At 53.0% G+C, this 19,336-nt stretch carries 17 protein-coding genes and 1 pseudogene; 13 read left to right on the plus strand and 5 right to left on the minus strand.

The window, feature by feature from the left end; genetic code table 11:
• Nucleotide 1 precedes the first annotated feature (1 nt).
• The 3 genes from pilM (at nt 2) to NYE33_RS06895 (ending at nt 3,082) form a co-directional block, all read left to right on the plus strand.
• A complete protein-coding gene (gene pilM / locus NYE33_RS06885) occupies nt 2-1,630 on the plus strand; it encodes a pilus assembly protein PilM (protein ID WP_341065239.1) in 1,629 nt (542 codons plus the stop codon).
• On the plus strand, nt 1,614-2,240 hold the full coding sequence (gene gspM, locus NYE33_RS06890) for a type II secretion system protein GspM (protein WP_340985098.1): 627 nt from the start codon (nt 1,614-1,616) through the stop codon (nt 2,238-2,240). Before pilM ends, gspM begins: the two co-directional genes overlap by 17 nt.
• 239 nt (nt 2,241-2,479) lie before the next feature.
• Nucleotides 2,480-3,082 carry a DL-endopeptidase inhibitor IseA family protein gene (locus NYE33_RS06895; protein ID WP_341065241.1) on the plus strand — a complete coding sequence of 201 codons (603 nt, stop codon included), beginning with the start codon at nt 2,480-2,482 and terminating at the stop codon, nt 3,080-3,082.
• Nucleotides 3,083-3,101: 19 nt separating this feature from the next.
• Here the strand turns inward: NYE33_RS06895 and NYE33_RS06900 are convergent, their stop codons facing one another.
• Together NYE33_RS06900 and NYE33_RS06905 are read right to left on the minus strand one after the other, a co-directional pair.
• Nucleotides 3,102-3,500: a CBS domain-containing protein gene (locus NYE33_RS06900; RefSeq protein WP_341065244.1), complete on the minus strand. Its 399-nt coding sequence runs from the start codon at nt 3,498-3,500 to the stop codon at nt 3,102-3,104.
• A 209-nt stretch (nt 3,501-3,709) separates the two neighbouring features.
• Complete coding sequence (locus NYE33_RS06905; RefSeq protein ID WP_341065247.1) at nt 3,710-5,137, minus strand: VanW family protein; 1,428 nt, start codon at nt 5,135-5,137, stop codon at nt 3,710-3,712.
• 289 nt (nt 5,138-5,426) lie between these two features.
• Between NYE33_RS06905 and ftsE the strand changes: the two genes are divergently transcribed.
• The 5 genes from ftsE to NYE33_RS06930 all read left to right on the plus strand — a co-directional run bounded on the left by ftsE (nt 5,427) and on the right by NYE33_RS06930 (nt 11,441).
• Nucleotides 5,427-6,113, plus strand: coding sequence for a cell division ATP-binding protein FtsE (gene ftsE, locus NYE33_RS06910; RefSeq protein WP_042140204.1), 687 nt, complete (start codon nt 5,427-5,429; stop codon nt 6,111-6,113).
• On the plus strand, nt 6,103-7,017 hold the full coding sequence (ftsX, locus tag NYE33_RS06915) for a permease-like cell division protein FtsX (protein WP_042140203.1): 915 nt from the start codon (nt 6,103-6,105) through the stop codon (nt 7,015-7,017). The genes ftsE and ftsX overlap by 11 nt, the downstream gene beginning before the upstream one ends.
• Before the next feature lie 43 nt (nt 7,018-7,060).
• Nucleotides 7,061-8,365 (plus strand): murein hydrolase activator EnvC family protein, encoded by a 1,305-nt coding sequence (locus NYE33_RS06920; protein WP_340948809.1) that lies wholly within the window; start codon nt 7,061-7,063, stop codon nt 8,363-8,365.
• Between the two features lie 117 nt (nt 8,366-8,482).
• Nucleotides 8,483-9,949 carry a S41 family peptidase gene (locus NYE33_RS06925; RefSeq protein ID WP_076246471.1) on the plus strand — a complete coding sequence of 489 codons (1,467 nt, stop codon included), beginning with the start codon at nt 8,483-8,485 and terminating at the stop codon, nt 9,947-9,949.
• 169 nt (nt 9,950-10,118) lie between these two features.
• Nucleotides 10,119-11,441: a PDZ domain-containing protein gene (locus NYE33_RS06930; protein ID WP_442950219.1), complete on the plus strand. Its 1,323-nt coding sequence runs from the start codon at nt 10,119-10,121 to the stop codon at nt 11,439-11,441.
• Nucleotides 11,442-12,062: 621 nt separating this feature from the next.
• On the opposite strand, the gene NYE33_RS06935 is transcribed toward NYE33_RS06930, so the two are convergent.
• Both NYE33_RS06935 and NYE33_RS06940 read right to left on the minus strand, forming a co-directional pair.
• Nucleotides 12,063-12,722 carry a response regulator transcription factor gene (locus NYE33_RS06935; RefSeq protein WP_042140200.1) on the minus strand — a complete coding sequence of 220 codons (660 nt, stop codon included), beginning with the start codon at nt 12,720-12,722 and terminating at the stop codon, nt 12,063-12,065.
• Nucleotides 12,723-12,770: 48 nt separating this feature from the next.
• Nucleotides 12,771-13,931: a sensor histidine kinase gene (locus tag NYE33_RS06940; RefSeq protein WP_341065249.1), complete on the minus strand. Its 1,161-nt coding sequence runs from the start codon at nt 13,929-13,931 to the stop codon at nt 12,771-12,773.
• 216 nt (nt 13,932-14,147) lie between these two features.
• On the opposite strand from NYE33_RS06940, the gene NYE33_RS06945 reads away from it, so the two are divergent.
• The 4 genes and pseudogenes from NYE33_RS06945 to NYE33_RS06960 all read left to right on the plus strand — a co-directional run.
• A complete protein-coding gene (locus NYE33_RS06945; RefSeq protein WP_042140198.1) occupies nt 14,148-15,083 on the plus strand; it encodes an ABC transporter ATP-binding protein in 936 nt (311 codons plus the stop codon).
• Between the two features lie 15 nt (nt 15,084-15,098).
• Nucleotides 15,099-16,265: an ABC transporter permease gene (locus NYE33_RS06950; protein ID WP_042140197.1), complete on the plus strand. Its 1,167-nt coding sequence runs from the start codon at nt 15,099-15,101 to the stop codon at nt 16,263-16,265.
• The gene (locus NYE33_RS06955) at nt 16,258-17,421 is read left to right on the plus strand and encodes an ABC transporter permease (RefSeq protein ID WP_042140196.1); all 1,164 of its coding nucleotides are present in this window, start codon (nt 16,258-16,260) and stop codon (nt 17,419-17,421) included. The genes NYE33_RS06950 and NYE33_RS06955 overlap by 8 nt, the downstream gene beginning before the upstream one ends.
• 194 nt (nt 17,422-17,615) lie before the next feature.
• Nucleotides 17,616-18,217: pseudogene (locus NYE33_RS06960) on the plus strand (cation:proton antiporter); the annotation flags it as partial.
• Between the two features lie 397 nt (nt 18,218-18,614).
• On the opposite strand, the gene NYE33_RS06965 reads toward NYE33_RS06960, so the two are convergent.
• Complete coding sequence (locus NYE33_RS06965) at nt 18,615-18,809, minus strand: hypothetical protein (protein ID WP_042140195.1); 195 nt, start codon at nt 18,807-18,809, stop codon at nt 18,615-18,617.
• Between the two features lie 167 nt (nt 18,810-18,976).
• Between NYE33_RS06965 and NYE33_RS06970 the strand changes: the two genes are divergently transcribed.
• Complete coding sequence (locus NYE33_RS06970) at nt 18,977-19,312, plus strand: RNA polymerase sigma factor (RefSeq protein WP_042140194.1); 336 nt, start codon at nt 18,977-18,979, stop codon at nt 19,310-19,312.
• Nucleotides 19,313-19,336 lie beyond the last annotated feature (24 nt).

The raw sequence follows: 19,336 nt of genomic DNA on the forward strand, positions 1-19,336 counted from the left end.
GATGCTGAGATTAGGTCAACAAGCGGTCGGGATTTCCATTGAGGAATCCGCCATACGCTGCGTCAGCTTGAAGAAGAATAAAACATGGGAATTCCGCAAGAAGAAAGTCCTTCCGCTGCATCCGGGCATGATTGTCGAGAATCAGATTGCTGACGGTGAGTCGCTGCTGGATATCCTTAAGCCCTGGGTTAAAAAACAAGGCCTTCGCGGTTCGAAGGTGTCCCTGGCTATTCCACCTGCTCAAATCATTATCCGTAAAATGAGTATTCCCAGCACTAATGAAAAACAGCTGGAGCAGCTTGTGAAGCTGGAGGTAGAAACGGGTCTGCATCTGCCTTTTGAAAATCCGGTGTATGATTACGTTACAACAAGCGTGGATGAAAATCAGAGCCATCTGCTGGTATTTGCCGCGCCACGCAAGCCGATTCAGGATTATATCGATGTCCTGGAAGCGGCAGGTTTACGGGTGGGCAGTGTCGAGATTTCCGCTACGGCGTTAGCAAGAAGCATCATGCTGAATCAGGGCGAAGCCTTTGCAGAAACGATGCTGATCCATCTGGAGCAGTCACTGCTGGATATCTATATGTTCCGTGAAGGCAATCCAGTCTTTATCCGTACGATTAATGTTGCCGATCTGCAAGCGGGCAGAGCAGAGCCGGTAGCTCCACCTATGCAGGAAGAGATCAAATACAGGTCGGAGGCCGCCGCTACGCATGAGAGTGTGGAAGAACATCTGTCACCTGAACAGATGCTGGAGATTACAGCTGAAATCTCGCGGATGCTGAACTTCTACCAATACAGCTTGCACGATGGCAGTACCCGTATCAGCAATGTACTGATTACTGGGACTTCAGGCATCCGCAGCCAGTTGCATGAGGAGCTTAGCCAGTCTTTATCCGAACAGGAGATTATCCCGGTAAGTCTGGATCAGTTGGAGACCAGTGCGGCTAGAAGCCAGAACCTGCAATTGAATAGCTACCGGATTGCAACCGGAGCTGCACTGGGTTCGGGTGCACAGCATATTAATCTCTTGCCCCGAGAAGATCGTGAGGCCATGTTATTTCCCTATTTGGCCATTGCACTGGTCGGAATCTGGCTGCTGGGCATAGTGGGCACCGGGATCTTTTATGCAGCGAATAAGGGGCAGATTAACGATCAGTCGGAGCAGATCCAGGGTCTGCAGGACCGGAGCGCATTGCTTCAATTGGAGCTGGCCAAAGCTAATAACGGCGGTTCAGGCAAGCTGGACCGTAAAGCGGCCGTTGAAGAGATCCTGAAGTACAAGCTGAATATTGTTTCTGTATTAAATGAGCTGGCTTCCGGGCTGCCGCACGGGGCTTCGCTTAGCAATATTGGTTACACATACCTCAGCTCCATTGATCTGACCGTCAAGATGCTCAGAATGGAGGATGCTTCCGAATATCTCGCTGAACTGCGCAAAATGTCCTTCACGGTTGACGTGAGTATTCAGAAGCTGTCTGAAGGAGATCCGTCCGGAAGTACGCAATCTCCAGCGACTCTAACGAGATTCTACACGGCAATATATCATGTGAATTTGGCGAAAAGCACGCAGCAGGATGCTGATGCAGCTAACCCGGGGGAGGCGGATGAAAATGGAACAAATCAATAAATACCGCTCGCCTATTGTGCTGGGGGTTCTTGTCCTGTTCCTGCTGTTGTTCGCGTTCTTCCTTCTGGGGTTCCAGCCTACAAACAGCAGGATTGCGGAGCAGGAATCAGAGATGTCGCAGCTGGAGCAGCAAAACAGCCTCATGGAGAATAAAATAGAAGAGCTGAACCGTTCATCGGTGAATGACGATACTCAGGATGCACTTCTGGCCCAGCTTCCGCGCGGTGACGACAGCGAGCAGCTTATTCTCGATCTGCGAGCCATTGGAACAATGACCAATGCCAGACTGAAAGATATCGGGTTCACGCTGGATGATACAAATCCCATTCAGGTTATGACCGGTTCCTCCGAAGCAGTGTTCCCTACCGTGAAGGCCCTGAAGATGACGGCCTTGGTGGAAGGAACTTATACTAATGTGCGAAGCTGGATGACTGCACTACAGCTTCTGCCCCGCATTATTAATGTGGACGCATTCAGTTTCCAGCACTCCAGCGATTCCGGCAACATTATTTCAGCCAATATTACTTTTACGGCCTACTATGAGAAGTCGTCAGAACCCCTAGAAACTTCGGCACAAGTTGCGGCTCTGGATCAAGAGCAGCAGCCCTGAGCTTAGGCAAGCATAGGTAGTGCTTTTTGCCCTATATAGTTCCATTTATTCCAGCTCTGGCCCCTATAAACAGGAGGGCGGAGCTTTTTTATGCTGTTTTGGGGTTTAACCGTTTACACATGGGGTAGTATTGGGTATTTTAGCTTACGGGCTATCGTAAGTTATATAGTACTTATCGCAGCAGTTGAAGAGAAATAGTTCTTCAATTTATAAAACAGGATTACAAGGAGGCATTCAGGATGAACAAAAAAATGTTGATCGGTTCATTAGCACTATCACTGGGTCTGGTTTCTGCGGGAAGCGGAGCACTCGCGGCTTCGCCAGCGGTGGGAATAGAGGGAGTAAGAACAGTAGCGGTATCTGCACCAGGCAAAGAAGGCCCCGCTACAATTAATAACCTTACGGTACGGAGTGTGATTCCGTTGGTTGTCCATGCCAAAGCACTGTATACGTACGCAAGCCGGGGAGGCAATGAATACAAGCCGGAGCTATTCACCTACAAAACGCTTGAATACCGTTATCTGTCCAGTGACCTTGGCACGAAGCAGCAGCTGATGAACTATATTAAGAAAGCGTACACGCATAATGCTGCAGCTTTCTATGTACAGACACAGTTTCTGGAATATAACGGAAGAATGGCCCAGGTCCATGCGGACTTAGGCAATACACTGGATTATACGAAGGCAACAGCCCGGATGATCTCAAAAACGGCACAAGCTGCAGTGTTTGAGCTGACTGTGCCAGGTGAGGGTTCAGATGGAGTTACCGAAACCGTAACGGTGAAGCTGAAGAAGGTAAGCGGCTACTGGAGAATCGACATGTCGCCGGATACTCTTTTCTAGAGGGGATGGAGAACTGCACTCAGTGCAGCAGCTCCGCAGGATGAAGAATACCGGCAATCCGGCCTTGATCGGTCACGATAATACAGTCGTTTCTCATCGGTTCGGGACGCTGCATGGCTTCGGCCCAGAGTGTTTCAGCCGGGGTGGAGATGTCAGCCACCAGAGGTTTGCGGTTCATCAGCTGGGATACAGGTTCATGGTAGAATCTGTCCATACCCATCCGGCCTGTAGCCTTGAGGAAGAAGCGTTCGCACATAATCAGTCCCACGGGTTCATTGCTGCTGCTGCGGACGACGATGCATTTGGACTCCGGATGCTGGAACAATACCCTCAGGGCTTCGCGGCAGGTAAGGGATGGCAGCACAGCCGGAGCCTGGCGGAGGATCGCAGACAGATTGGTTATTGATGCTGTAGTCATAAGAATTCATCCTTTCTGAAGAGGTCTACTTCAACTGTAGCGCGCAATCGTAAATTATAATGGCTTCCCGGGTAAGCCCTATGTAAAGGATGCCATTATTTATTAAAAAGCATGCTTGGACTACAGTTTGAGTTTCCGCCTAATGTTACGCACGAACGGCTGTGCCTCCCTTTTACAAGGAGGGCACAGCCGTTTTTACTTGCAGCAGCTTATTGGCCCTTTACTCCGTCCTCCACCAGCTGTCTGCCCGGGGATTCCGGCTGGGCAGATTTGCTCATGCCGCCGCGGTTGATGGCAATGACGCGTTTCTGGGCGTAGTAGACATCACGGGAGAGCTTGTTTTTCTCCATGGCTTTGCCGTCCACATAGCGGGTAATGTAAGTCTCTACTACATAGCCGGTTTTGCCGGCCTGCAGTACCCTTGTTCCGCCCCGGGGGAGCGAGGCATCGCTCACATACTTGTCGGTGGGAGGAAGTACCTCAACAGTGCGGGATTCTACGGAATAAGTAACGTTTCTCGGAAAAGTACCGAACAGCTTGACAGTCAGCGTGCGCCCCTGGACTATGGATTTGATAATCAGATATTTGCCGGTATTGTTGCGGAAGCGGAAGTTAATATAGCCCTCGGCAAAAGTGGCATCCTGGCCCTTGGGCAGGTAGCTGACCGGAAGAGAATGGTTGCGCCGTTCAACGATCTCAAGCCCGGAGCGCAGCGCGGCATTATACAGGGTGCTGGAGACCTGGCAGATTCCCCCGCCCGTGCCGGGCTGCAGCTTGCCGTTTACAATCACCGGGGCCTCGCGGAAGCCATATTCCGCCTGGGCCTTCTGGATCGCTTTTCCGTAATCGAAAATAGCGCCAGGCGGCAGTATGGTCCCGTTGACTGCTTTGGCGGCAGCCTCCACATTGAAGCTGCGCCCGGGTCCGCTGGCCCCGAGTGAGGTGCTGAACTGGGTGATTTTGCGCTCGATGCCTTGATCCTTGAGCGCCTGCAGTGTGACATTCGGCTGCTTGACCGTTAAGGGCACCTCCAGCAAAATACGTTTACCCTCCAGTGCCCCGTTGCCGGCAAGCCGGGTTGGTACGGCCGCCTGCAGGGCAAGCTCCAGCGCATGCCAGTCTACCTCGAAGGAGGTGGTCCCGGGAGTATAGACGACACGGTCATCACTGGTAATCTGCCGCACCGCGTCGACAGGAACGCCGAAGGATTCTTTTTCCCAGGCCGGACTTAGGCTGTTCATGAGCTGCGAAATCTCCAGATGAGTTCCGATATTCCAGTTCCCGTTCCAATTGTACCGGGCCTGTACCCGGTCCATTAGCGGACCGTCCGTCAGTGTCTTCAGGGCGCGCCGGAATTCCTGGGCTTCATAGGTTACCCCTGCCTGCTGCAGTGAGACACTCAGCCCGGTATCCCCCTTGGCCTTCAGGGTGAGCGGCGTAGCTTCCAGCGCCTGAAGTCTTGCCTCCAGCGCGGCCGTCACCTCGGTGATGTCCCGGCCGCTGATATCCCAGCCGGCAATGGCAGTTCCCTTGGGCAGGGTGGTCTGGGTGCCATATAAATGAAACCCTCCGGCAACCAGCGAGCCGGCCAGAATCAGGCCGAAACCCGCGATGAGGGCAGCGTGTACTTTTTTCATAAGCAATCTCCTTCTGTAGGGGCGGATTTGCGCCGGAAGCGGCGCGGGCCATGGACACAAGTGTTAAGGAACGCCTGGGAATGCCGATATATATAAGAGCTGGAGCTGGAGTAAACCTGATATTTTTATGTATATGTAAGGATTCGGTAAAACTTTCGGGTACTCAAGGGGTTAGGGATTTGTTACAATAGATACGCCTGCGATAATAATGCAGTTTATGGAAGCTTCCGCAGTTTGGTGCCCGGTGGACAAGGCCCGGCGGAATATGTCAGAATCGGGAAGTGAAAAGATGATCGAGATGCAGGATGTATGGAAGACCTATCCTAACGGAACCCATGCGCTCCAGGGGATATCTGTCAAGATCGACCGTAATGAGTTCGTGTATGTCGTCGGACCGTCCGGCGCAGGTAAATCAACGTTCATGAAATTAATTTATAGAGAAGAAACACCGACCAAAGGACAGATCTCAGTAGGCGGGTTCAATATCGGCAAGCTTAAGCCCCGCAAGATTCCTTATGTCCGCCGCAACATCGGCGTGGTGTTTCAGGATTTCCGCCTGCTGCCGAAGATGACGGCTTATGAGAATGTTGCTTTTGCCATGGAGGTTATCGAGGCGCCGAAGAAGGTTATCAAGAAACGTGTGAATGAAGTGCTCGATCTGGTGGGACTGCGCAGCAAAGCGGGACGTGAGCCCTCACAGCTCTCAGGGGGAGAGCAGCAGCGGATCGCCATTGCCAGAGCCATTGTCAACAATCCTTCCGTCATTATTGCGGACGAGCCTACAGGCAACCTGGACCCGGAGACCTCCTGGGGCATTATGCAGCTGCTGGATGAGATTAATTTTCGCGGAACAACGATCGTAATGGCTACCCACAACAGGGATATTGTCAACAAAATGCGCAAACGGGTGCTGGCTATTGAGAACGGGACGATTGTCAGAGACCAATTGAGAGGGGATTACGGTTATGAGTTTTAAAACCTTCTTGCGGCATGTGCGGGAAGGCTTCAAAAACGTATTCCGCAACGGCTGGATGTCAGTGGCCTCCATCACGTCCATCGTTGTCTCTCTCTTCGTGCTCGGAGTGTTTATATTGCTGGTGCTCAATGTCAATGAAGTAGCGGACAAGGCAGACAGCCAGGTGCAGATCAACGTGCATCTGACGCTGAATACGGACCAGAAAATGCGGGAGAAGCTGGAAAACGAAATCGGCAGTATGCCGGAAGTCAGCAAGGTGGAGTTCGTCTCCAAAGAACAGGGTCTGAAGGAATTCCGTGAAGATATGGGGCCGGATGCCGCCGAGCTCCTGGAAGGCTTCGATGAAGATAATAATCCGCTGCCGGACAAGCTGCTCGTAGAGGTGATCGAGCCGACAACTGTTCCGTTTGTAGCTGAGAAGATAGAAGCGCTGAACAAGACCCATGAAGAGCAGCCGATCTACAAAGTGAATTATGGCAAAGGCTCGGTGGAGACCTTGTTTAAAGTAACTAAGGCTGTGCGCAACATCGGGTTTATTTTTGTGGCAGGTCTGGCGCTGATGTCCATGTTCCTGATCTCGAACACCATCCGCGTAACGATTCTCGCCCGCCGCAAGGAAATCGGCATCATGAAGCTCGTAGGGGCAACGAATTATTTTATCCGCTGGCCGTTCTTTATTGAAGGAGCACTCATCGGGCTGATCGGCTCGCTGGTTACTTCGGGTGCGCTGTATGTGGGCTATAGCAGTCTGGTCTCTTCGGTGCAGGGAGATCCGATGCTGGGGCTGCAGCTGATCCCATTTCAAGATATCTGGCTGCTGCTGTGCGGACTGCTGGTTGGCCTCGGAGTATTGATTGGTGTGTGGGGAAGTACCGTATCGATCCGCAAGTTCTTGAAGGTATAGCATAAATAAAATTCACATTTGAACAAAGGACGGGGAGTGCGAGTTGAAGAAGATTGTCGCCGGAATAGCCGTAATGTTGCTGGCTGTCACAATGTTCGGGCCCTCTGACGGATATGCCAAGAAAACAAGTGTTGCCGAGATTGACAAGCAGCTGAAGCAGCTGCAGCAGGAGGTCCAGGCGGCCAAAGCGGCGCAGGAGAAGGCGGCATCCCGCAATCAGGAAGCGCAGCACTATAAGAATAAGACGACGCTGAATCTCCAGTATGTGCTGGACCAGATTGACCAGGTGAAGGGCGAGATGACGACCATTTCCGGTAAAATCGCCAGTACGGAGGAGTCGCTTAATGTGACGGCAACTGAACTGGACGATGCAGAGGCACGTGTGGCTTCCCGCGAAAAACTGCTGGAATCGCGTGTCCGCCTAATGTACACGGATGGTGCAGTCTCTTATCTGGATGTGCTGCTGTCTTCCACCAGCTTCTCGGATTTCCTCGACCGGGCCGATTCCCTGAAGATGATCGTGGATCAGGATCAGGATCTGCTGGTGCAGCATAAGCTGGACAAGCAGACGGTCATCGCGAAGAAGCAGGAGCTGGAGGGCCAATACGCCCAGGCTAAGCAGCTGTACACCGATCTGGAGTCCCAGCGCAGTGTGCTGAAGGAGAAGGAAGCGGAGAAGCAGGAGCTAATCGCTTACTACGATGAAGAGATTCAAGAGGCTGAGGTGATCTCCGAAGAGCAGAATGCCAAGCTGGTGCAGCTGGCCAGCAACCGCTCTGCCCTGGAGGAGCAGAAGGACAAGCTTAAGGCTGAGGAAGCTGCCCGCCGGGCAGCGGCCGCCAAAGCTGAAGCGGCACGCCGGGCGGCAGCAGCTGCTGCCAAAGCGGCCAAGGCCGCCAAGTCTGCGAGCAGCGGAAGCTCCATTGCCAGCGTAGAGGAATATGCCGGCGGTGACGGGCCGTTCCTGCTGCCGGTAGGCTCGGCGCGTGTCTCTTCGCCTTATGGTGTCCGGACGCATCCGGTTACGGGTGAAGTCGGCAAAATGCATACAGGCGTAGACTTTGCAGTTCCGCAGGGCACGAATATTCATGCCGCGGATTCCGGTACTGTCCTGGTGGCGGAATGGTGGAGCGGCTACGGCTATTGTGTAATCATTGACCATGGCGGCGGGGTATGGACGCTGTACGGCCATATCCGCGAAGGCGGAATCAAAGTGAAACCGGGAGAACGGGTAGAGCGCGGACAGACGATTGCCGAATCCGGTGCCACCGGACGTGTGACCGGACCGCATCTGCATTTCGAAGTGCGGGTCGACGGCAAGACGGTTAATCCTATGCCTTATCTGTAAATTTAAGCTCTAATAAATATAATTTGATTCAGCGGCATATACTGGAAGAGATGCCGTTTCTCATGGAACGGACCCTTGCGGGTGATAAGATGGACAAGAAGGGACGGTGGGAACATCATGTTAAAGAAGAGTACCGCGGCCTTTATGATCGTCGCCGCGCTGCTGTGCGGCAGCCTGCTGACCCTGGGCGTGACCGGCTATGCGCATGTATTCGGACAAGCGGCAGGCGAGGGAATTGCGACGGTCCTGCAGACAGCCGGACTGCAAGACAAGGAATCCAAGAAGCTAGGTACCGCCCTCAGCCTGATCGAGAGCAATTATTATGAGACCGTGGACCGCGAGAAGCTGATCGACGGCGCTGTCAACGGTATGATGGAAGCACTGGGCGACCCTTATTCCAACTATATGGGCAAGGAAACGGCAGCGAGATTCGAGGAGAGTATCGAAGGCTCGTTCTCGGGCATCGGTGCTGAAGTCTCCTCGGATAACGGCAAGGTCGTTGTAGTCTCGCCGATCAAAGGTTCACCGGCTGAGAAGGCCGGCATTCAGGCCAAGGATGTAATCCTCTCCGTGAATGGCGAATCGCTGGAGGGGCTGGAGCTTAATGATGCTGTAGCCAAAATCCGCGGCCCCAAGGGAAGCGATGCAACCCTGAAGATTCAGCGTACCGGTACAGCAGAGCCGCTCGAATTCGTCATTACCCGCGATGATGTGAGACTGGAAACGGTCTACGCTACGATGGAGAAGGACAATATCGGAGTGATCGAGGTTACGCAATTCTCACAGAATACTGGGAAGCGGTTCGAGGAAGAGCTGACCAAGCTGGAAACGCAAGGCATGAAGGGACTTGTCATTGATGTCCGCAATGACCCCGGCGGTGTGTTGCCGGTCGTTATCGAAATGGCAGAGCAGTTTGTACCGGCCGGCAAAGCCATCGTGCAGGTCGAAGACAAAAACAAACAGCGCGAGGTCAGCACCTCAAAGGGATCCAGTAAAAAGTATCCTGTAGTTGTGCTGATGAACAAAGGCAGCGCGAGCGCTTCGGAGATCATGGCAGGAGCACTGCAGCAATCTGCGGGTGCAAAGCTGATCGGTGAGGACTCGTTCGGGAAAGGCACTGTCCAGACCAGCTTCGAAGAGCAGCTGGGTGACGGCAGTCTGCTGAAGATTACGATTGCCAAGTGGCTGACACCAGACGGCACCTGGATTCACGGCAAGGGCATCAAGCCGGATATTGCGGTCGCCCAGCCGGATTACTTCTCGGTGGCGCCGATTAATAAGAGTGTAACGCTGCAATATAATATGAACAGCACGGATGTCAAAAGCGCACAGACGATGCTGGATGGTCTGGGCTATAAGCCGGGCCGCAAGGATGGATATTTCGATGCTGGAACCAAGGAAGCGGTCAAGAAATTCCAGAGCGCCGCTAAGCTGAAGTCAACAGGCGTGATTGATGCCAAGACCGCAGAAGCGCTGGAGCTGGCGCTGATCAAGGTCATTCAGGACCCGGCCAAAGACAATCAGCGGAATAAGGGAATCGAAGAGATCCGGAAGGAAATCAAGGCTACGGCGTCGAACAAGTAAGAAGGCTGATTCCAGCCTTCTTTTTTTCTACAAATAGAAGAAAGTTTATGTTGTACGCTAAAAGCTGAAGGCGATACAGAGTATTGCTGCTTCGATAACATAGACTCATTTTAGAGGACACCTAATACATTTCCACTAGTCCCGGACGAAAAGGAGTGTGACGAACGGTTTGAATGTGATGTTGGAACTGCTTGCTAGCTGGGGTACAGCGGTCATTCATCTGCTGATTCAGCCTTATTACTATATCGCTCTTATATTTATTGCACTCTATTACCGCAGGCAGGTTGCGCTGGAGCGGAAGCTCATCCATGTGAAGCTGCACAGCTGGGGCCGGGAAACATGGCGGACGGTGTGGACCGGCGGGGTTGCGGGACTTATTGTTTCCTTAGCAGCTGTAGCCTTGGGTATCTCTTTGTCCTATACGGCTGTAGCCTGCATCTGGGTGGTCAGTCTGGTATTAATGCTTTTTCGTGTGCGCTATTTATGCTTTGCGTATTCTATAGGTGTGCTGGGAATTGTACAGTTTGTTCTTTCGTTCTTTCCGGATACGCTGCAGAGCGGAGCCGCGGGAACGATTGCCGGGGCGCTGCGGGAGATGGATATCCCGGCGCTGCTGGTGCTGGCCGCGCTGCTCCATCTGGCTGAAGCGCTGCTGGCGCGATGGCAGGGCGCCAGGCTGGCGACCCCGCTCTTCCTGGCCGGCAAGCGCGGCAAGGTGGTCGGCGGCTACCAGCTGCAGGCCTTCTGGCCGCTGCCGCTGTTTCTGCTGATTCCCCCGGGTGCGGGAATCGGTGAACTGCCCTGGCATCCGCTGCTGGGCGGGGGCCTGGGCCTGGTCTCCCTGCCGGTCATCATCGGCTTCAGCGAGATGACCCAGGGCATGCTGCCCGGACGCAAGGCGGCCCGCACTTCAGGACGGCTGCTGGTATACAGCATCGTCCTGCTCGGCTTAAGCCTGCTTGCGGACTGGTGGAGCCCGCTGACCCTGGTCGCGGCGCTAAGTGCAGTGCTCCTGCACGAAGGGTTAAGCTGGTACAGCGCTCTGGAGGAGCGCAGTATCAGTCCCGTCTTCGTGCATCCCCCGGCCGGCCGCAAGGTGCTGGCCGTGCTGCCGGGCAGCCCCGGGCAGGAGCTGGGCATCCTGCCCGGCGAGGTCCTGCTGAAGGTCAACGGGGTCCTGTTGACCGGCGCGGCGCAGCTGCATGAGGCGCTGCGCATGAATTCGGCGTTCTGCAAGCTGGAGGTGCTGAACCGCGAAGGCGAGAGCAAATACCTCCAGCGCGCGATCTACGATGGCGATCACCATCAGCTCGGCATCATTCTGGTGCCGGAGCCGGACGGAAGCGTGACCGCAGAGGCCAAGCCGTCCAGCATCTTCAGCATCATCGGGATGCAGACGGGAACCCGCCAGCGGGGGCATACGCCCGGGCGGCGGGGCCGGAAGAAGCCGTCCGCCTCTGCGGATGCTAAGCAGAAATCTGCCGGAGTCTGACGGGGCAGCATAACTGAATGAAACCGTGAAGGCCAGTTCTCCCTGATTATCATCCAGGGAGAACTGGCCTTTTTTAGAGAAAGTTGAGAGAATACCTGCTTAATTATGCAACTTGAAGACACCATCATCCCGCAAACCCGCCAATCCAGCGAGAATCTTGTAGAAAGTACAACAATGTACGCTCAGTAGCCGCCAATCCGATGGAAATCCTGTATGAAATACAACAATATACGCCCACCACCCGCTCATCTGGTGGAAATCCTGCAAAAAATACAACAATATGCGCTCAGCACCCGCCAATCCGGCGAAAATCCTGCAAAAAGTACAACAATGCAACATTTTACCCGCCAATCCGGCAGAATTCCTGCATTACGTACAACAATATGTCCCGGTTACCCAAACCCGGCCAACCGCCAACCTATGGTTCATTCCAATCTCGTATACGCCAAATTTAATGTCCCACAGAAGTCCCCGTTCTATCTCCACCTGAAAAACCTAAAGTCTCCAGAAATCGAGACTACCCTCCTGAGGAGGAATCGCTGCCCCGCATGTACTACCGTGCTGCTCCCCGTGCCGCTCCCCATGTACTACCCGAGCCGCCACGATCCCCTACCCAAGCCCCTACCCGATCCCCTGACTCTTCAAATAGAGAATGGCGATCTGTGTCCGGTCCCGCAGCCCAAGCTTGCTGAGGATATCGGTAATATAGTTTTTGACTGTGCCTTCGCTTAAGAACAGCTTCCCGGCAATCTCTTTATTGGTAAGTCCCTCTGCAATCGAGGACACTATGGTCAGCTCTGCTTTAGTCAGCCCGTAGGATTCCAGAGCCTGCCTATGGGCGGCTTCCTGACGGACAGGCGGCTGGAGGAAGCCGGCCAGTTTGCGGGCGATATCCGGATGAATGAGCATGTTGCCCTCATGTACAGTCTTGATGCCCTGAATGATCCGGTCCGGCGGAATGTTCTTGAGCAGATAACCGCTGGCTCCGTTACGCAGTGCTTCAATGATATATTCATCATCGTCGAAGGTAGTCAGCATCAGAACGGCTACGTGCGGATAAGCTTCTTTGATCAGGCGTGTGCCTTCGACGCCCCCGCAGCCCGGCATCCGGATATCCATGAGTGCGACATCAGCCCCGCCGCCTGGCGCCCCCAGCAAAGCGAGCGCTTCAAAGCCATCTCCTGCCGTTCCGGCTACCTCAATCTCGGGGTCCAGCCCAACCAGCACCTTCAAGCTCTCACGGATAAAAGAGTCGTCGTCCACGATCAATACTTTAATCATCCTATGCTTAGCTCCTTCTCACTGTAATTGGGACTCCGCCAGTAACTATTACTGAAAATCCTCTCCTTGCCTGTACACAGGCAACCGGGTAATGACTGTGAACTGCGCCACAGGCCGCAGCTCCAGGGTCCCGCCGATCAGGACGGTGCGTTCCGTCATACCGGTTAGCCCCATACCTCCGCCGCTTTGCAGTTTATGCAGGGCGTCTTCTTCGGGCAGCCGGCCGTTATTTCCTGCCTCCATCATGATCTCGTGATCCCTATACGATAAGGTAATCCAGACAGAGTCCGCCTTGCCGTGCCGCAGCGCATTGGTGATGGCTTCCCGGGCGTTTTTGTAGAGCACGACCTGAATGCTCGGGTAGAGCGGATAGGGAATCCCTTGCACAGTATAGGAGGTTGCAATACCGGTATCACGGCCTACCTCCTCCAGCAGCCGGTCGAGCGCATACGCACCTTCAAGCTGCGGCGTATAGTTGATCCGCTTCAGCGCAGCCCGCATATCTTCCATACTGGCCGAGAGCTGGTCCCGGACCTGATGCATCATGCCAAGGCCAGTTTCGGGAGCAGCCGGCAGCGTATGGATGGCGGCTTCGGTCATCATTTTGACCCGGATTAGCCGGTGTCCGATATCATCATGCAGCTGGCGTGCGATCCGCACTCTTTCCTCCGCTTGCGCGGCAACCTCTACCTGCGAGGTGAACTGGAGCAGGCGCGAGCGTGCTTCCTCAAGCTCGAAATGCTTCTTGCGCAGCTCATCGTAAAGAAACAAGGTATCTGTGCGGCCGCGCCCAGTCCGGATCAGCTGTATATTCAGTGCGGCGGCCAGCAGGAAGGTAAGGTTCGTGAACGCCTGCACAGCCGGGGCAGCATCGCGGAAGGCAACATTGAGCAGCAACAGGTGAATACAGAAGAAGGCTATTGCCGTATTCTTACGCTGCAGCCAGGAGTAGGACAGTACCGCCGACAGGGCCGGAAAAATCATCAATGTGCTGTACTGGTAACACAGCCAGGCTGTGAAGATCAGCTCAATGCCCCCGGTGAGCAGAGGGAAGGGCTGCGGCAGTTTTGTGCCAAGCGTCGCGATCAGGAGCAGCAGGAGGAAATGAAGAGTGAACTGTTCATAGTCGGCGTACTCATAGACATAGATAGACAGTACTGCAGGAATGATAATGAGACCGTAACGCAGCATATTCAGTTCTCTGGTCAATTAGGGTCATCCTTTTTTGGAATATATGAATTTATATGTCTTACGCGATAACTTATCCTTCTATCCCTTCTCAGGTATCTCCATCTTAGCATAAGAGCGCCATCGTTCAGGAGATGACTTTGGTCACCTCTGGAGGATGACCTTCTGTACCTTCGGCGGCGCCTTCGTTGCGCTACAATGAGAATACGAGAACTAAGGGAACAGGAGCGATGGCAAATGGCACTTGCGGTATTAACCGATGTGGTGAAAAGGTATGACAGCAAACTGATCGTGGACCATGTGAATTTCAGTCTGCAGGAAGGTGAAATATTCGGTCTGCTCGGCCCTAATGGTGCCGGGAAAAGCACAACAATCAGCATGATCTGCGGTCTGCTTAAGGCGGACAGCGGCGAGATTATGATCGATGGCCTGTCCGTAAGGGAGAAGCCGCTGGAGGTTAAGAAGCGTATAGGGCTTGTCCCTCAAGAGCTGGCTTTATACGAGAATATGTCGGCGGCAGAGAATGTAAGCTTCTTCGGGAAGCTGTATGGCCTGCGCGGGAAGCTGCTGAAGGAACGGATCCAGGAAGCGCTCGAATTCACAGGTCTTAGCGACCGGGCCAGGGATAAGCCGTCCACCTTCTCGGGAGGGATGAAACGGCGCCTCAATATCGCCTGTGCCATCATGCACCGGCCGCGGCTGATCATTATGGATGAGCCGACCGTCGGCATTGATCCGCAGTCCCGCAATCACATTCTGGAATCGGTCAAAACACTGAATAAGCTGGGCTCAACGATTATCTATACCAGCCACTATATGGAGGAGGTAGCGGCGGTCTGTGACCGGGTGGCAATTATGGATAAAGGTCATATTATTGCCTGCGGCACGGAAAGCGAGCTACGGGAACGGGTAGCCCATGAGGAGAAAATCGTAGTTAAGGCGGCGAATATCACTCAAGCTCTAATTAACGAGCTTCGTCAGCATCCACGGATTAGCCGGGTGGAGGTTGTGCAGGATGCTGTGGAGATGTATCTGCCTTCTTCACAAAATGAGCTGCAGGACATTCTGTTTATTTTCGCCAAGCATGAAGGGGTAATTGCCTCCCTTAACATTGAAGAGCCGGATCTGGAGACGTTGTTCCTCAGTCTGACCGGACGGACATTACGGGATTAGAGGGGGGACAGCGAGATGAATACCTGGACCATTATGAACTATGAACTGCGCAGATTGTTCCGCTCACGTTCGATGCTGCTTAATATGTTTCTGCTCCCGCTGGTGCTGATCTTTCTGCTGGGGGCTTCGCTCTCCGGGGTGGTGGGTGTGAAAGAAGCCGATGAGATCGACCCAGTACGGGTAGCTGTTGTGAATGCCGCAGGCGGAGAAGCAGGGACCTCTGCTATGATAACTGCTTTTCTGGAGGCACCGGAAGTGAAGGATCTCATCATCGCCCACAAGCCAGAGAGCCGGGAGGCGGCAGAAAGCGGGCTTCGTACAGGCAAATACGCCTATGCGGTCATTGTCCCTTCCGGCTTCGATGAAGAGGTACAGCGCGGAGAACACGCCCGGCTGGAGTTTATTCTCGGCAAGGATCATACCGATAATCTGGTGGCGGGAACGGCTTTTGACAATTTTCTTAGTACGATCAATTACAAGCAATCGGCAGCGGTAGCGCTTGGGCCGGAAGCACTTGCAGTTCCTCCGGTAACGGCAGAGACAGGGGCAGTGGTGATGGGTGATCTGAATAATGGGGGTAAAACCTATACAGCCTCCCAGTTCTACGCGGCTTCCATGCTGATGATGTTTCTTCTGTACAGCGGGCTGACGGTAACGGGCTCTCTCTTCAGTGATAAAGAGAACCATACGCTTTTTCGGATCAATTCGATGCCGGTCAAGGGCTCCCAGCTGTTTATCGGCAAAATGCTGGGGGTAGGCCTTGTCAGCATCCTTCAGTGTCTGGCGATCATTGTGCTGTCAGACTGGCTGTTCGGTGTCTACTGGGGCAACCGGCCGGGACTTCTGTTGTTGTTCTGCCTGTTGATGATCATCGCGTCCATGACGTTCTCCATTGTCATCTGCCTGTTCAGCAAAACTTCGGCCAGCGCAACGAATGTTATTAATGTTCTCGCCGTAGTGATGACCTTCGTCAGCGGTGGGATGGCTCCGCTCCCTGATTCCTGGGTGAACAGCATCGGTGCATTCACAGTCAACCATTGGGCACAGCAGGCGATTATCCGCATGATGCTCCATTCCGGTCTGAAGCAGATTCTGCCGAACTTATGGGTGATGTGTCTGATTTGTGCAGTTCTGCTGTGTGTAATGACTGTCTCATACCGGAAGGTGGGCTACCATGAATAAAATAATAACCATTGCCTGGAATATGATCCGCCGAAGCCTGGGCTCTGTCAAAGGGGTGCTGATATTTATTCTGCTGCCCAGTGTTGTGGTTGCAGGAATCATTTCGCTCACTGGGGGCGTTGGCGATGGTCCGGCGACCATATTGTACGCCAATATGGATAAGGGTGCTGCCGGAAAGCATCTGCTCTCCGAACTGGAGCAGACCGGCGATTACAAGTTTGAGCAGCGCAGGGATGAGGCGGCATTGAAGGAAGCGGCGATCGGGCAGGAGGGGGCGGCAGGGATATGGATTCCAGAGGGGTATTCAGCCGCCCTGATTGCCGGGCAGGAGCCGAAGATTAGCATCTATGAGCTTCGCGCGAGCGAGAGTTCCATTATCGTCAAGATGAAGGTCAATGCGATTGCCGGAAACATGGCTGAAGCTGCGCATGCCGTTGCTGCACTCAGCGGCGGCACGGCAGCAGATCAGCAGGCGCAGTTCGCTGCTGTGCTGAAGCAGGCGGAGCAGCATCATGTGGGAAGCATTCGTACGGATTATGATTTATACCCCCGGGAGACGCTGGGTGTGATTACCGGTCTGACGCTCATGTTCCTGATGACACTGGTGACAAGCTCCGTGTCCCTGATCAACGATGACCGCCGGGGGCGCACGATGATGCGGATGTTCAGCGCCCCGGTCCGCTCTTACGAAATTGCCCTCGGCAATTTCCTAGGCAGCTTTCTCGTAGGGATTATTCAGATCATCGTGGTGCTCTCGCTTGGGAGATGGGTGCTACGCTACGATTATGAGATGCCGATGTTTCTCTACTTCCTGGTTCTGGCCGCATTCATGCTGGTATCCATGGGCATCGCCAGCACCGTAGCGGGACTGATCCGTAATCCGCGCAATGCCGGCATGCTCAATTCGTTGATCCTTATACCCACCTGTATGCTGGGCGGCTGCTTCTGGCCGATCTCGATCATGCCGGATTATATGCAGAAGCTAGCTAATTTCACACCGCAGAAATGGGCCATCCAGGCGGTAGATATCGCCGCAACGGGCGGAGGCTGGAACGAGCTGTGGCTGCCTTTTGCCATTCTGGGCCTGATGGCGGCAGTCCTGCTGACGATTGGCTCCACCATACTGCGTCCGAATGAAGCGGGAATCAGTGGCTGAGCTTTAACATGCGTCGTGGTTTATAGCCATGTGTTTTTAGGAGGAGCCCGTCACCAAGGGTTCCTCTTTGTCTTTTTTAGGGATCCAATACAGAGTAAAGGGAGTAGAATGCATCATGGAATTCATCTTATATTTGCTGCTGATTCTGTTATTCACCAAACTGGCGGGGGAACTGTCCGTGCAGCTGGGGTAGCCTGGTGTTCTTCGCCGCCGCTGTCCTTGCAGGCTGGCTGGTTGTACCCCGGGTGATGCGCTGGCTTGCTCCGCTGCGGGTGACCGAAGCGACGATCACGGCAGCGCTGGTGATTCTGTTCGGATATGCTTATTTCGCTGAAATGATGGGGATGGCAGGCATTATCGGCGCGTTTGCCGCCGGGATTGCCAGTGCACAAACCTCCTTCAAGCATGTGGTGGAGTCCAAAGTAGAGCCGATTGCGTACTCGCTGTATGTGCCGGTCTTTTTTGTCAGCTCGGTCTCAGTGTCAGCTTTGAGGGCCTCGGCAGCCAAATCGGATTCATGGTGGTGTTGTCGCTGGTCGCCATTCTGGCCAAGCTGCTTGGCGGCGGAATAGGCGCACGCCTTACCGGCTTCAATACCCGCTCGTCACTGGTGATTGGTACAGGAATGATCTCCAGAGGCGAGGTCGCCCTGATCATTGCGGCCACGGGACTTGAGAGCGGGCTGCTGCGGAAGCAATATTTCACCGGTGTTATCATTGCCGTAATTATCACCACATTGGTGACACCGCCGCTGCTTAAGGTGGTGTTCCGGGAAGAAGAGATACAGGGGGTATGAATCCGGGTTAAGAGCAGCAGAGCAACTTGTCCATATTCTTTTTAAATAGATCTCTCGTTTCCAGGCTGTCCTCAACAGAACGGCCTTTGAATGATCAACTAAGCAAATCCCGCCAGTGAAATTAAACTGGTGGGATATTTTAATGCTTCAGGACTAAAAGCATAACATTATGCTCTATTAGATGATGATATCCATCAGTTCCCAGGCTGCTTCTACCGTGGGCAGCTCAATCGATCGCTTGGTGCCAAAATCCAACCGATAGCCATCCTCCATTTCATACTGCAAAATAAAGTAGCCCTATGCTCCTCGATCTCCGTATAGGGATCCGGAGTAGCCAAGGTAAAGTAACTGACCGCAGCATCAGAATAGACTCGGCCACAGTCAGAGGTTGAATACCCTACTTTTTTTCTGGCTCTGGAACCTTTTCTTTATTTCTAATGGATTCTATAGCTTGTGTTAGCCCTTTTAAAGAGGCGTCCAAATTATCTGATTTTTCGCCAACAGTTTGTAATACATAGCGAATCAGAATAAAGCAAAGCGTCACGGGAAAACCGACATTAGTTACTAGCGATATTAAATCTGCAACTTGCATCAGTGCTACTCCTTTCTCTTTTCTCTTTACCAATAGGGAAAAGAATTGCCACGTTCTACAACTTAGATGTAAAATATAATTAATAGAAACATATGTTCTTATTTAAGTTGTTAAATTAATCCCAAATTTCCCTATATATAGACACATTCAGTGAGGTGATATCTCGAATGGGAAAAGACACATCAATTTACGAGCGCTACAAAACCGAAATTTACCGAATAGGTTGGAGATTACAGTACAGAGCCAAAAAGATCAGAAGCCGAGAATGTTCTATTGACGACCATAATCCTAGCACACCTGACTTTACAGTAGTATCTGATGAAAAATTAATAGTTCAGCAGTTGTTTGCCACTTTAACCCCGCAAGAAAGATCACTACTGATAAAAATATATTTTCAGAACCTATCTGAGGCTGAAATTGCAAAACAATATCATATCAGTCAACAGGCGGTGAACAAATGGAAAAGAAAGATGATACAGAAATTATCTCAGACGATGAGATGATGAATTTTATTGCACGCTGCCAAG

The organism is Paenibacillus sp. FSL R10-2199 (assembly GCF_038000235.1).
In the GTDB taxonomy this organism is placed as follows: domain Bacteria; phylum Bacillota; class Bacilli; order Paenibacillales; family Paenibacillaceae; genus Paenibacillus_AQ; species Paenibacillus_AQ phytohabitans.

What these genes read in the sequence shown, in the direction of transcription:
- pilM (WP_341065239.1), top strand. Translation starts at nt 2, where the DNA reads ATGCTGAGATTAGGTCAACAAGCGGTCGGGATTTCCATTGAGGAATCC.
- gspM (WP_340985098.1), top strand. Translation starts at nt 1,614, where the DNA reads ATGGAACAAATCAATAAATACCGCTCGCCTATTGTGCTGGGGGTTCTT.
- NYE33_RS06895 (WP_341065241.1), top strand. Translation starts at nt 2,480, where the DNA reads ATGAACAAAAAAATGTTGATCGGTTCATTAGCACTATCACTGGGTCTG.
- NYE33_RS06900 (WP_341065244.1), bottom strand. Translation starts at nt 3,500, where the DNA reads ATGACTACAGCATCAATAACCAATCTGTCTGCGATCCTCCGCCAGGCT.
- NYE33_RS06905 (WP_341065247.1), bottom strand. Translation starts at nt 5,137, where the DNA reads ATGAAAAAAGTACACGCTGCCCTCATCGCGGGTTTCGGCCTGATTCTG.
- ftsE (WP_042140204.1), top strand. Translation starts at nt 5,427, where the DNA reads ATGATCGAGATGCAGGATGTATGGAAGACCTATCCTAACGGAACCCAT.
- ftsX (WP_042140203.1), top strand. Translation starts at nt 6,103, where the DNA reads ATGAGTTTTAAAACCTTCTTGCGGCATGTGCGGGAAGGCTTCAAAAAC.
- NYE33_RS06925 (WP_076246471.1), top strand. Translation starts at nt 8,483, where the DNA reads ATGTTAAAGAAGAGTACCGCGGCCTTTATGATCGTCGCCGCGCTGCTG.
- NYE33_RS06935 (WP_042140200.1), bottom strand. Translation starts at nt 12,722, where the DNA reads ATGATTAAAGTATTGATCGTGGACGACGACTCTTTTATCCGTGAGAGC.
- NYE33_RS06945 (WP_042140198.1), top strand. Translation starts at nt 14,148, where the DNA reads ATGGCACTTGCGGTATTAACCGATGTGGTGAAAAGGTATGACAGCAAA.
- NYE33_RS06950 (WP_042140197.1), top strand. Translation starts at nt 15,099, where the DNA reads ATGAATACCTGGACCATTATGAACTATGAACTGCGCAGATTGTTCCGC.
- NYE33_RS06955 (WP_042140196.1), top strand. Translation starts at nt 16,258, where the DNA reads ATGAATAAAATAATAACCATTGCCTGGAATATGATCCGCCGAAGCCTG.
- NYE33_RS06965 (WP_042140195.1), bottom strand. Translation starts at nt 18,809, where the DNA reads ATGCAAGTTGCAGATTTAATATCGCTAGTAACTAATGTCGGTTTTCCC.
- NYE33_RS06970 (WP_042140194.1), top strand. Translation starts at nt 18,977, where the DNA reads ATGGGAAAAGACACATCAATTTACGAGCGCTACAAAACCGAAATTTAC.